The organism is Planococcus sp. TJ-302, assembly GCF_058268455.1.
Window position 1 is genome coordinate 165,124 of sequence record NZ_JBZDOI010000002.1, and the last position, 13,222, is coordinate 178,345.

Genomic DNA, 13,222 nt, shown 5'->3' on the forward strand with positions numbered 1-13,222 from the left:
GGAAGAACTTTGACATCAGGTATTTAATTCTTTCTTAATTCATCCAACTTTCTTCGCCAGCAAAATCTCCACGAGTTCATCACGGTTCACCAATTTCACTTTATTGCTCCGTGCCAGCTCTGCAGCTGCCTTTGTGAAAAAGCTGTTTGTGACGACCCACGCTTCATTAGCCCCATAATGCAATTTCGCTGCGGAAATTTCCTGAACTGCTTTGATGCCGACATTGCTCTTATAACGCTTTGCCTGAACAGCAATTTTTTGTTGCCCTTTTTCCAAAATGAGATCCGCTCCGTAATCGCCGGTGTAAGGCGTTTTTCGAACAGCATAACCTTCCGCCTTATAACGCAATCGCAAATATTCCTCGAACTCCGCCCCTGACATTGCATCCACTTGCAATATGCCCGAATCACTGATTCTTTTCTGCTTTTTGTGCTGGAATGTCTTCACAAGCGCCAACAACCCAATAAAACTAGCTGCAAATACACCAAGGGTCGCTTCAATAGATTGCGTGTAAATATAAGTCAGTGTAGTGCTAAGAATCAAAACCCCTGTCAGCATTTCCGATACATTGTCGTTCTTCTTCTTACTTGCCACGGTAAACCGCCTTTCGCTTTCTGAATTACTCTTCAATAAATTTGAATCTCCAAAATGCACTATGATTTTCAAATTATAGAAAAGACGATTTTTCTTAAAAAATGAACAATTGTACTATTTTTTCATTAAGTAAATAGTAGCATATAGCTCCCCCTATATATAGATATTTTTCCATTTTAAGACATTATAAGACGTTAAAATAAAATGTCGTACTGAAATAACCCAACGATTCACAGCATGAATAAAAAAGCCGCTCCAAGGAACTGAAATCCCCTTAGAGCGGCGCTTTATAACAGTATTACTGCCTAGACTAGCTATTTAAAAAAATGAAAGCTATACGTGCTGCGTCCTGCTTTTTTCGATTCATACATAGCAATATCAGCCCGCTTCAATATGGATGATACCGTAGCACCTGCCGTTGATGCCAAAGCAACTCCCATGCTGGTGGTGACGGCAAGTGAAACAGCATCGATTAGCCATGGCATCTCAATAGCTTCTTGAATTTTTCGGGCAATGTTTCTTGCTTGCTCTTCCGTTTTAATACGTGGCAATAGAAGAACAAATTCATCGCCTCCCAGACGTGCTGCCACATCTTGTCCTGTGATGTTTTCTTGTAAGCGTTTGCCAAATTCTGCAATAACAGCATCGCCCATTTCATGTCCAAACTGGTCATTGATGTCTTTAAAATAATCAATATCAAGTATAATCACGGTCACTTTATCATCTAATTCCGTCCCTTGATGGATGATTTCTTGAAGACATTCTGTTAAAAATCTGCGATTTGGCAGGCCGGTTAATGAGTCGTGGTAGGCATAAAAATGCAACTGGCTTTCATTCTCTTTTTGCAGCGTGATGTCACGCGTAATTGTCAACATGTGGACGAAATTCTGATCCTTATCGAATATAGGCGTCCCTTGCACTTCTGTCCAGATCCAGCCGTTTGTTTTATGTTTTTGCCGCACTTCTAATTTATAAGATTGCGCTTTAACAATTGCTCGCGAGAAAGATTTTCTTAATTGCAGAATATCATCTGGATGAACGTTATGAAAAGGCGAACTCTCCATTTGTTCTGTAGGTTCGAAACCAGCAATTCTTTTGCTCGATGGGGAGACATAAAGTGTTTTTCCATCATGATCCATTAAAACAATCGCATCTTGCGCATTTTCTGCAATAATTCGGAAACGACTTTCACTTTCTGCGTACTGACTGAACAATTTATCTGAGTTTCTCATGTCTTTCATTGTTGCATAAAAACCTACAACTTTGTTTTTCACTTCGATCGGTGCGAAATGAATCAAAATCCCAATTAAATGGCCCGATTTCCCTGTAAATTTGGCGCGGAAATCTTTTGAATCCCCTGCCATAGCTAGCTTGAAATCCGCAGCGAATAATCCATCTTCTTTTTGGTCAATATATCCATCGAACTTCGATCCAATTAACTCATTCAAGGAATAACCCGTCACTTTTTCAACAGCAGAATTCCCGGTTAAAATTCGCCCTTCTAAATCAAGGGAGAAAATTGCATCGGAATTATTTTCATATAACGAACGATAGCGAGAACGGCTTTCTTGGAGCCGTTCCCATGCTTCTTCATTCTCCAGTCGCGCCATCCGTATATTGGTTATATCTTCAACCAATCCAATGATAAAGATACATTCTCCAGTTTCATCGTACAGTGGTGTCAAGGTCGTCTTTGAATAGTTGGGCTCTCCTGATGCAGAAATAAAGGAATCTTCAAAAACCACTTTTTCTCTCTTATGGAAGGCTTGACTATACTGCTGTTCCAAAAAGCTGGCGAGTTGAGGTTCATGTAATTCCTGAAATGTTTTTCCCCAATCATTTTGGCGCATATGGGTTTTTTCAAAAACTGCCTGGTTGAAGAACTCATATTTAAAAGTGGAATCACTTGAATAGCTAACGATAAATATCATGTCTTTTATTGCTTCCATCATCACCATTTGATAAGGGAGTATACTCATTTTTTGCAAGGGTCAAGTTCCTTTCTTAAAACTGCTTTCCAAATATCGTTCTAGTCGTTCAACGCTTGAGACATCACTAAAGATTTTTGTCCAAGCTCTAAGTACTTTCTTTCCAAGTCTTCAACTTTTAAAGGCTTATCATATAAATAACCTTGATAAACGCTGCAGCCATTTGCCTGAAGGAATTCTGCTTCTACCTCCCGTTCGACTCCTTCCGCCACCAATTCACATTCGATGCTTTTCGCTAAGTGAATCAAGGATTTCAAGACGGCTTCGGATTTCGAGTCTTGGCCAATCTTTTGAACGAACGACTTATCTATTTTAATTTTAGTGATTGGAAAATGGGTTAAGTAGGAAATCATGGAAAAGCCGGTACCGAAATCATCGATGGCAATCGACATGCCCTTTGATTTGCATAGAAGCAAATTTTCCAATGTTTTGGGCGAATAGGTCAGTTCTGCCTGCTCCGTAATTTCAATCTCAATCTGCTTCGGATCGATTTCATAGTCTTTCATCAAAACAAAGAACTGGTCAAAAAAGTCCGTATTACTGATAAGAGAAGGCGTCATATTGATGGCAGCCCGAATTTTCCACTCATATCTTTTTTCCCAACTCTTCAATTGAGTAAAGACTTCTGTGAGTAGATGAAAAGTCAGCGGAACAATGTCCCCGGTCTCCTCTGCCACCTGGATGAATTCGAATGGTGAGATTTCACCGAGGTTTGGATGAGCCCAACGCGAAAGAACTTCCACGCCTATGAGCTTTCCAGAATCCCCATTGATTTGTGGCTGCATCGTATAATAAAACCCGTTTTTTTTAAAATCTCCAGCTAGCCCTTCTATAATGACTGCTTTACGTTCATGCGCGGTCTTCATGCGTGGACGGAAGAAAGCATGGCAGGAACCGCGAATCGATTTTGCTTCGTGCATGGCCATTTCAGCATAAGAATATACTTCTTCCATTGTTTTTCCATCAAAAGGATAACAAGCAATGCCGATGTTGACACAGACTTGAATCTTTTGTCCGGTTTCCAGAAGGACCGGCTTATGGAAAATCCCTTCAATTTGTTCAGCAAAAGGGGTTAGTCTTTCCTTCAAGCTAGTTTCTTTCAAAATGACAAACTCGTTTCCATCCATGCGGGCAATGTGGCATTTTTCATGAGCAAATCCTTTTAGCTCTTCCGACACTTTTTTCATGATCATATCTCCAGCATCATAGTAATGCACGGTGTTGATAAAGTTTAAATTATGAATATGGAGATGGAAAACCGTGAACTTTGTCCCCTCTTCCCGCAGCGAACGGGCCATTTGAGTAATTAATCTGCGGTTCGGCAACCCAGTCAAATAATCATAGTTGGCAGATTCCGCTAATTGGGCCTCTGTCTTTTTCCCTTCACTTACATCTTGTAAATACAGCGCCAGTCCGCCTTTCTTCAATGGACACGCCTTGACCTTGAACCACGTATCGAGTGGTTGGTAATAATCGACAAACTCCACTACGACTCGTTCTTCCAGCGCGCGCTGGTAATGGGAGTGGAAGTAGGTTTCCACCGCTTCTGGAAAATCTTCAAATAACCGGTGTCCTATCAACAAGTCGCGTTTGCTTTGAAGAAATTTTTCAGCAATATCATTTATATAAATCAATTGAAATTGATCATCTAATAAACAAAAGCCCTCTGTCATGCTTTCCAAAATGATTTCTGCTGTAATCGGTTCCATTGAATGAAGCGTAATCGGTTTATGGGAGACAATAGCTCCAGTCGAATTTCCTGAAGGGAATTCCACTCTTCGGACTTTTACCTCAAGCCATTGAGTTTCGCCATTCCCCAAAACGAACGGATATATTTGTTTATGTTCCTTCTTCTTGTAGGCCAATACTTGCTTTATCGCGTTTAGTTCACGTTCTTTCCCCAGTTTTTCAAATTCCTTAAAATAATCCGAGCCTACTTTCCATAAAGATTCTCTTACATTCTGCTCAACACAAAAGTCTACCCACGCCTGGTTCACTCTTAAGATTATTCCATTGACGTCAATTGAAATTAGAAAATCGTCGATTGTATTTACCCATGCTTGAATCTGATTATTATCCAATCATTTATCTCCCTAAAAACTGATTTTCAATAGTAATGCCTGTCTGTTCATTATTTCATAGAGTCGGATTCTTTTTAGTATAAAAATAAAACTTTACTGTTCAGAAATAGTTAAAATTCAAATTTTTTATTTTTATTGATAGAAAGAAGTTGATCTATCATCTAACGAAATATAACAAATCTGGCATATAGCCACCTATCAGGAATACATCAAAACCAACTCATCCTTTTCAAGTGTTCAGTTCAAGTGATGAACTTTTTAAAAATTTTCAGATTAAACCCTGATAAAGCTAACTTTTTTAAAAAGAAATACACTTTCCCACCCTTATTTCATGATGTTTGATTCTGCATTTAATTGTTAAATATTTACCATAAAATTTAAATATATTAAATAATTAACATTCGAATGAGACTAATATCTTCTATTGTACAACACAAAATATGAAAAAGTACCTAAATTTAAATTTTTTAGTTAACAGATTTCATTTTCCTTCACAACTTAGTTATCCCTGATAAAGTTTCATTTAAAAATATCTAAATGAAAATGGTCAAAAATTGATCCTTCCAGCTGGTCAATTCCTTTTCATTGTAGGATGTCAGAGGAAATCACACCATATGTTTATAGTTATTGCACCGAACAATTGATACATATAAATAAAATAGCGCTCCAAGGAGTATTATTTCCTCAAAGCACCGATCTAATCACAGCGTCAAGAAAAGTGAAGAAACCCTAGTGATTAAACCTCTACTTGGCTTGGATCTATAAAATGCATAGTTACACCAATTCCCTGCTCCTTGATTAGCTCCTCCCCATTTCGGGAATCGATTAAAGAAAGATTTTTAACGAAGCACCTAAATTAGAGGAGGAAGATCATATGGGCAAAACAGCAATCATTACAGGCGGCGGCAGTGGGTTGGGGCAATCGGCAGCCTTGCGCCTCGCAGACGAAGGCATCAACATCTCCGTTGTCGATGTCAGCGAAAAAGGCGGCAATGAAACCGTTGCGAAACTGAAAGAAAAAGGCGTTGACGCCATCTTCATTAAAGCCGATGTCTCTAAGGCTGAAGAAGTGAAAAACTACGTGGACAAAACACTCGAGCATTTCGGTTCGATCGATTATTTCTTCAATAATGCGGGCATTTCCGGCAGCGGAAAAAACTTCTTAGAAACAGACATCCAGGAAATCGATCAGATTGTCGGCATCAACTTGCTTGGCGCTCTCTATGGCTTGCGCTATGTGGCAGAAGCCATGCTGAAGAATGGCGGCGGTTCGATCGTCAATACCGCTTCCAGTGCCGGAGTCATCGGCCAGGCTTCCGTGGTCACTTATGGCGCTACGAAGCACGGAATCGTCGGCATGACAAAGAGCCTGGTTGCGGAATACGCCAAGGACGGCCTGCGCGTCAATGCTATTGCTCCGGGCCCGACGGAAACACCGATGGTCAAAACCTTCTTCGAGGACAATCCGGACATGAAAGCAAGCGCTGAAGCCGGCATCCCCCAGAAACGCCTAGGTACGCCGGAGGAAGTCGCGGAACTTGTCGCTTTCCTGCTGACTTCAAAAGCGCAGTACATCAACGGCGACACCATCCGCATCGATGGCGGATTCACCAATACGAAATAAGCTACACCCTAGCTGTAAGCAAGATCATTCTCGAAAACATAAAAGTACAAATAAGAAATGCCGCTCCAAGGAAATCTATTTTCCTTCGAGCGGCATTTTATGCAAAGTACCTTTTTGTTGTGACCAGAATCGCTTAGAATTGTTACTTTCCCAGGGACGCGTTTCAAACCCGTTGTGATTACTCCTCTTATCTTCCCAACCATCCGCCATCTATGGCCAGCAAATGCCCATGTACGTAATCGGCAGCTGAAGAAGCTAAAAATACCGCTGCTCCTTTGAAGTCGTCTGGATTTCCCCAGCGCCCTGCTGGAATTCTGTCCATAATTTGTTTGCTGCGTACAGGATCATTCATCAATGCTGTATTCATTTCAGTAGCGATGTAACCCGGCACAATCGCATTGACATTGATACCCAGCGATGACCATTCATTAGCTAATGCTTTCGTTAATTGTCCTACTGCACCTTTGGCCGCCGCATACGCTGGTACGAATACCCCACCTTGGAAAGATAGTAAGGAAGCGATGTTAATAATTTTCCCGCTCCCTTGTTGCGTCATAATCTTTCCAGCTTCCTGACAAAGGATCCAGACAGCTTTTAAATTCACGTCGATCACCGCATCCCAATCCTCTTCAGGAAAATCGACTGCAGAATGCCGTTTTTGAATTCCAGCGTTGTTCACCAGAATATCAACTGACCCCATTTGTTCATTAATTATAGGCAGGATCACGCGGACATCGTTCAAATTCGTGAGATCACATTTGAAAATCTCACATTTCACACCCAGCGCTTCAATCTCTTTTTTTGTTTCTTCATTGTCTGAACGCTGAATGATCGCTATGTTTGCTCCCGCCTCCGCTAGTCCAACCGCAATTCCCTTTCCAATGCCTCTTGAACCGCCTGTCACTACGGCAACTTTATCTTTTAAATTGAATAAGCCAGTCAAACCCTCACTCCTCAGATGAATAAAATAGTCATTTCACAGAAACTGTTTGTTCCGCTCCTCCGGACTCAACCCGATTTTCATTTAGTAAAGGGTATCATACAAGAACGCCTAAATATAGGTAGTTTCCATTTTAATACAGCGATGACCGCATGAAAAAAACCGTTCAAAGAAAAGATGGCTTTCTTTGAACGGCGTTGCCTATTCAGCATTCTGCAGTATGGTTTTATTCCTTGGGACGCGGCATTGGACCTAGTTTACTGCTCCGCCAGCCAGTGCGTATCTGACGTTAAACTCCTGCAAAAATTGGTTTGTAATGGCTGCGTCATGGATAAACAGCAGGTTTTCGTCATTGATGTTATTGCCGTTATTGCTCCAGTTTGTGGATCCTACAATAACAGTCGGGTCACTGTTTGTGTCAGCATCGATCAACATCGTTTTGCTGTGAAGTTTGCGGGACTCATTGGCCTGGTAAACGGGTGCAGGATTGGCCCAGCGGGTATTCGGATTGTCTTCGCTGACCTGTGAAGCGGTGCGGCCCGTCATATCCACACTTGCAGACCACCATTGGTTCCAGAAACTTTGATCAAATACCCCTTTAATATCAAAGCCCGTTAACGTGCCTTCCAGGTCATTATAAGACCCTTCCCATAAATTTTTCAATTCATCGACCAGACCCTGATCGCTCCAGGCAAAAATGGTGAAGTAAGTATTTACATCGGCTGATGTTTTAACAAGTTCTCTCATTTTACCGACTGCATCATCACCTGCAGAAAAGTAAATTTCAACGATTTTTCCGTTCACGTCGACTTGGTGTGTCGTATTATCAATTTTTCGGGTGTTGAAGTTCGCAGCGGCTATGTCAGGCGATAGGGCAGAACTGCCCCACATTTCATTAAATTCAACTTCGAAGACATCAGCCATTACAGGCCAATTGATTTCGACTACATGCTGCTGGTTGCCGTCTAAAACGCCTTGTTCCATATTGGTTTCAGTGCCGTACAAGCCGGTTACTGTGAAGTTCCAGCTTCCTGTAAATACCCAGCGGTCATCAATGACTGCAAATTTGTTGTGCATTTGTGTTCCGGGGCTATAGTAGGCATCGGTGCTTTTTTCTTCAGCTTCCACAAACAAATGGCCGGATACGTCACCGCTTCCCACTGCCACGGTTTGAAGCGGGAAATCTTCCGGTGTGGCAGGCAAGCCGAAGTCCGCTCTTGCTGCACTGTCTTCTACAGCAAACATTGGAGAATCAGAGAATACATAAATATCATCCGCTGTTCCAACTTTTCCATCCTGTCCCCTTACCATTTTTTCCACTTGCAGCCGCATCGTTTTGAAACGCTCCGCATAATTCGGATCGGTTGCATCTTTGGCATCCGCGATGACACGCACATCAATGCCTTCAGCCGCTTTTGCGATCAACGCATCCACAATGCCTGGCAGATTGATTTCGTATGTTGCAAAATCGATGCTTGTCGTCGCCTGATTCAGGCGGTTGATCAGCCGGGTTTCCAGATTCACGTTATAGTTTGCTTCATTTCCTGAACTTGCGTATGTAGTATCGGCACATTTGTTAAAGTACACATTAATTGCACCTTCCGCTTCCGAAACGTTATTCAACTGTTCCGTTTTATCGGTGCAGCCTTTCACTTTTGAGTTAACTGCACGCGGAGTGCCGTTTCCTCCATCGTAAGTTTTGGCAGAATCAACCCAGTTAGTGGCTTCAGTGCCGGCCACAAGCGGATCGACTCTTTCCATTGTTGCCTTTGCTATATTATCTCCTGCATACCAAGCATCTGCACTGTCTATTAAAGCACCGGTAGAATCTCTCAGTTCAAGTGCCTCATCGCTATTTTCCAGAGAGCCTGTATAAATCAGGTCAGCAGCAATCCCTGCGACGGAGCTGTCACTGGTTCTTTCCAATAAATAATAGCCGCCTGCCGCAATAGTGCCGGAGAGGCTGATTGCGGGGCTGTTATCAGTGGCGCGCAAAGTCCATCCGTTCACATCTACCACTGAATTCGTCGTATTATGTAATTCAATCCATTCGCTATTGTAGCTGTAGCTTGTACCCATCCAGGCAATTTCGTTAATGGCTATCGTGCTTGTCGTTGCTGCGTGTGCTGTTTGCCCTGTTTCAATACCAGGTGCCATAAAAGAAATAATAAGTGCAAAAACCATTGAAAGCCGTGCTGTATTCCTCATCTTCCCAACCCCTTTTCCATTTTCCCAAGGCTATTCAAGCCCTCTATTATTGTATATCTGTTTTATTAATTTAGTATTAATATTTAACAATAATTTCATTTTAATTTTATGTTTTACCTATTTTTAACATAAATAAGGTAATAGGCACTGAAAAGCAAGCACTTGATAAAATTCCAGTGATTGCTTTTTAAAACACATGTAATTAAATCCATATGATTTTAGCGGTTTCGCATTTGAGAGTTCCGATCGCTGGAAGCACCAAAATTCTCAAACAATTCAAAAGCATGAATAAAACAAAAAGCCGCTCAAAGGAAAGTTGAATTCCTTTGAGCGACGATTTAAGTAGAATAACTTTGGTTCTGATATTAAAAACGGAAATTTTTCCCACCTAATTCCCATAAAAGCTTACTTTCCTGGCAAAATAGCCTTAGAAGAAATGAGACCATTCTCCACGAGCTCTTGCCAAAAAGCAGCCGGAATCGTTGCAGTCATTGCCTCCAAATCTTCTTTGATGCGGTCAGGCTGTGTCGAACCAGTCACGACGGCTTTCACCGCAGGGTGCGCGGTTGAAAACTGGAGCGCTGCATCTTTCAAGTTCACACCATGATTGCGCGCAACATGAGTGAACTGCTCCACTTTCCTTTTGATTTCCGGCGTGATTTCTTTGTAATCGAAAAAGTCTCCGCTCAATAAGGCACCCGAGTTGAACGCTGAACCGATTACGAGTCCGCCGTCTTTCTCTAGTGCCAGCGGCATCATGCGTTCAAGGGCTCGTTCGTGCTGAAGAAGCGTATATTGTGTCGCAGACAAGCTCAAATCCGGATGTGCCTGTTCGAGCTCAAGCGCCACTTCAATCGGCGTCGTCGTGTTGACGCCAAGCCCCCATGCTTTAATTACCCCTTCATCCCGGAGCCGGTCCAAGACTTTAAAGGCACCATTGCGCGCTTCATCAAACTTCGTAATCCATTCATCTCCCAAAAAGTCCGGTGAAATATCATGGACAAAGACCATATCCAGGCGGTCCATTTTCAGGCGCTTCAGGCTGTCTTCAATCGACTTGAGCGTGCCATCTTCGGTATAATCCGTCAGAATTTTATTCTTACGGCCATACGCAAACAGCCCTTCTTTTTCCTCTTCTTCGTCAAGCACGATCCGGCCGACTTTCGAACTCAGCAAATAGTCATCGCGCTTATACGAAGACAAGATTTCGCCTAGCCGACTTTCAGCCAATCCCGCACCATAAAACGGCGCCGTATCAAAATACCGGATCCCTTCGTCCCACGCTGTCTGGATTGTCTCCATCGCTTCCTTTTCAGGAACGTCCCGGAACATATTGCCCAGCGGCGCCGTGCCCAGGCCAAGTTTGTTCTCTATCGTCACATCGTGTTTCATGGATGAACACCTCTTTTGAATTTTTTTAATAAAAACACATACAATTATCTACCCGCTGTGAAATTGGATAAACGATGGAAGTTGGATCAAAGACTTTCTTAAACGCAAAAAAGCCTGATTCCCCCGGTCAATAAAAGGGAAATCAGGCTTTCATAATAGATAAATCGTTCTCTCTACCTCCATTATACCCCGAATAAAAAATAATTTGCAGTCTACTTTTCCCGAAATCCCTTCACTATACTGGTACTACACCCATAACACAGGAGGCAGATCCGTATGAATGACAAAAAAGATGTCTTAGATCAAGGCCCTTTCTTCCACGGCACAAAAGCCCAATTGAAGATCGGCGATTTTTTGGAAGCTCAGAACCTCTCCAATTACCAGGACAAAAAATCGAATTATATCTACTTCACGGCAACCTTAGAAGCGGCTAAATGGGGTGCTGAATTAGCTGCATCCGATGCCAAAGAACGCATTTACATCGTCGAACCCCAGAGCGATTTCGAGAATGATCCGAACTTGACCGACAAACGGTTTCCCGGAAACCCGACGCGCTCTTATCGGTCCAAAGCGCCTCTGAAGATTGTTGCGGAATTAGGTGCTTGGGAAAGGCATTCCGAGGAAGAAATCAATCATATGCTTACCTCTTTAAAAGCGCTGCGTGACCAGGGCAAGGCGATTATCCTGGATTAGCTTTTTTAAAAAAAGAACACGCCTGATTCTCTTCCCGTTAAAGAAGAAACGCCAACGTTGAAATCGATTGATTTCAACGTTGGCGTTTTTCATGATTAAGTTACAACTCTCAATCCTCTAATTCACGCAAAGCCTTTTCTTCCGCAGGAATCCGCACGAGAAGAAGCAGCAGTGCGTTGGCGATTGAAAAAACAATCGCGGTGCGCCATGCCCCGAAAATCAGAGGCAGCGCCGCAATTTCCATTGCCACGACAATATAATTGGGATGCGGAATCCAGCGGTACGGTCCGCTATTCACTTTCTTGGCCCCAGGCAGCACCAAGATTTTGGTGTTCCAGAAACGCCCCAATGAAGCCAAAGCCCAGACGCGAAGAATTTGGGCGACGATAAAGACTACGAGGAAAAGCAGCCAGCCGCGTCCGTAACTTGGTTCCCATATCTCCACTTCCACGATCAAGGAAACGAAAAACAACACATGCAGCAGGACAATCCATTTATAATGTCCTGCTCCGGCTTCAATCGCCCCTTGCTGCTTCATCAAACGCTCGTTTGACCGCGCATAAGCCACTTCCAGCAGCCGCTGCAAAATTACAAATCCAACTAATAGGTAAAAGAACGTCATTGCGCTGTTTCTCCCCACTCAAGCCAAACCATCTCGGAACTGAAACCAGGGCCAAGGGCAGTGAGCAGCCCTTCTTCCCCGCTTTCCGGCTGTTTTTCCATGAAGTCTTTTAACACGTACAACACAGTCGGAGAAGACATATTGCCATACTGGGCAAGGACCCTTCTTGAGATCTCCGTTTTGTCCGTGGACATGCTCAGCGATGTTTCGTAGGCGGCCAGCACTTTCTTGCCTCCGGGATGGGCGATGAAATGGATGATGTCTTCCGGCGTTTTCCCCAGCTTGCCCAAAAACAAGTCGACGTTCGGCTTTAGCCATTTTTCAATGATTTTCGGGATATCCCGCGAAAAGACAACTTGCAACCCTTCATCTTTCACGTCCCAGCCCATGACGTCCTCTGAATCCGGCATGAGCGTCGATTGGCTATCTTTTATATGAAAACCCGCATGCGGTGCTTGCACATTCACGCCCGTCACCAAAGCGCAGGCCGCGCCGTCAGCGAACAACGACGTTCCGATTAAATTGCTTTTCGATAAATCCGAGCGCTGAAACGTCAAGCTGCATAATTCCAGGCACAGCACGAGCACTTTGGCATCGGGATAGGCCTTGCAATAATCATGTGCGCGGCTGATGCCTGAAGCGCCCCCGGCACAGCCGAGCCCCCACAACGGCATGCGTTTGATATGGGCCGGCATCCGCAGCTCGTTCATGATGCGGACATCAATTGTCGGCGTGGCCATGCCGGAACTCGACACAAAGAAAAACGCATCGATTTCTTCCTTGCCTACATCCGATTCCGCCAAACAGCGCTTAACGGCACGGCTGCCCATGCGAACGGCTTCTTCCACATACAAGCGGTTTCGTTCTTCAAGCCCGCGCTCTTTTTTAAACCAATCTAGCGGCGCGGCAATATAACGCCCTTCAATCTCGCCGTTGCCAAACACCCGCAGCAACCGTTCGATGTCGGTGAAATGTTCCCCGAACAAATCCCGGACCACACTGACGGTTTCCTGTTGATCCACATAATATGGCGCATTTTCAGTGACTACCTTTCGAATAAACGACACAGGCTCTTCCCCT

10 protein-coding genes are annotated in these 13,222 nt (G+C 43.5%); 2 read left to right on the forward strand and 8 right to left on the reverse strand.

Annotated features, from left to right (window positions below; all coding sequences use genetic code 11):
• Positions 1-39: 39 nt before the first annotated feature.
• From AC4EHB_RS11755 to AC4EHB_RS11765, 3 genes are all read right to left on the reverse strand, one after another.
• Positions 40-594, reverse strand: coding sequence for a restriction endonuclease (locus AC4EHB_RS11755; RefSeq protein ID WP_490981609.1), 555 nt, complete (start codon positions 592-594; stop codon positions 40-42).
• Positions 595-908: 314 nt separating this feature from the next.
• The gene (locus tag AC4EHB_RS11760; RefSeq protein ID WP_490981756.1) at positions 909-2,573 is read right to left on the reverse strand and encodes a diguanylate cyclase domain-containing protein; all 1,665 of its coding nucleotides are present in this window, start codon (positions 2,571-2,573) and stop codon (positions 909-911) included.
• Positions 2,574-2,623: 50 nt separating this feature from the next.
• Positions 2,624-4,663, reverse strand: coding sequence for a sensor domain-containing protein (locus AC4EHB_RS11765; RefSeq protein WP_490981610.1), 2,040 nt, complete (start codon positions 4,661-4,663; stop codon positions 2,624-2,626).
• 874 nt (positions 4,664-5,537) lie between these two features.
• Here AC4EHB_RS11765 and AC4EHB_RS11770 point away from each other — a divergent pair.
• Positions 5,538-6,287 (forward strand): SDR family NAD(P)-dependent oxidoreductase, encoded by a 750-nt coding sequence (locus AC4EHB_RS11770; protein ID WP_490975856.1) that lies wholly within the window; start codon positions 5,538-5,540, stop codon positions 6,285-6,287.
• Positions 6,288-6,474: 187 nt separating this feature from the next.
• On the opposite strand, the gene AC4EHB_RS11775 is transcribed toward AC4EHB_RS11770, so the two are convergent.
• From AC4EHB_RS11775 to AC4EHB_RS11785, 3 genes are all read right to left on the reverse strand, one after another.
• The gene (locus AC4EHB_RS11775) at positions 6,475-7,230 is read right to left on the reverse strand and encodes a glucose 1-dehydrogenase (RefSeq protein ID WP_490981611.1); all 756 of its coding nucleotides are present in this window, start codon (positions 7,228-7,230) and stop codon (positions 6,475-6,477) included.
• A 249-nt stretch (positions 7,231-7,479) separates the two neighbouring features.
• The gene (locus AC4EHB_RS11780) at positions 7,480-9,435 is read right to left on the reverse strand and encodes a phospholipase D-like domain-containing protein (protein WP_490981612.1); all 1,956 of its coding nucleotides are present in this window, start codon (positions 9,433-9,435) and stop codon (positions 7,480-7,482) included.
• Positions 9,436-9,840: 405 nt separating this feature from the next.
• On the reverse strand, positions 9,841-10,827 hold the full coding sequence (locus AC4EHB_RS11785; RefSeq protein WP_490981613.1) for an aldo/keto reductase: 987 nt from the start codon (positions 10,825-10,827) through the stop codon (positions 9,841-9,843).
• A 276-nt stretch (positions 10,828-11,103) separates the two neighbouring features.
• Between AC4EHB_RS11785 and arr the strand changes: the two genes are divergently transcribed.
• Entirely contained in the window at positions 11,104-11,520 is a 417-nt protein-coding gene (arr, locus tag AC4EHB_RS11790; RefSeq protein ID WP_490981614.1) for an NAD(+)--rifampin ADP-ribosyltransferase, read from the forward strand.
• Positions 11,521-11,629: 109 nt separating this feature from the next.
• Here the strand turns inward: arr and AC4EHB_RS11795 are convergent, their stop codons facing one another.
• Complete coding sequence (locus AC4EHB_RS11795) at positions 11,630-12,142, reverse strand: isoprenylcysteine carboxyl methyltransferase family protein (protein WP_490981615.1); 513 nt, start codon at positions 12,140-12,142, stop codon at positions 11,630-11,632.
• The gene (locus tag AC4EHB_RS11800) at positions 12,139-13,209 is read right to left on the reverse strand and encodes a type III polyketide synthase (protein WP_490981616.1); all 1,071 of its coding nucleotides are present in this window, start codon (positions 13,207-13,209) and stop codon (positions 12,139-12,141) included. The genes AC4EHB_RS11795 and AC4EHB_RS11800 overlap by 4 nt, the downstream gene beginning before the upstream one ends.
• Positions 13,210-13,222: the final 13 nt, after the last annotated feature.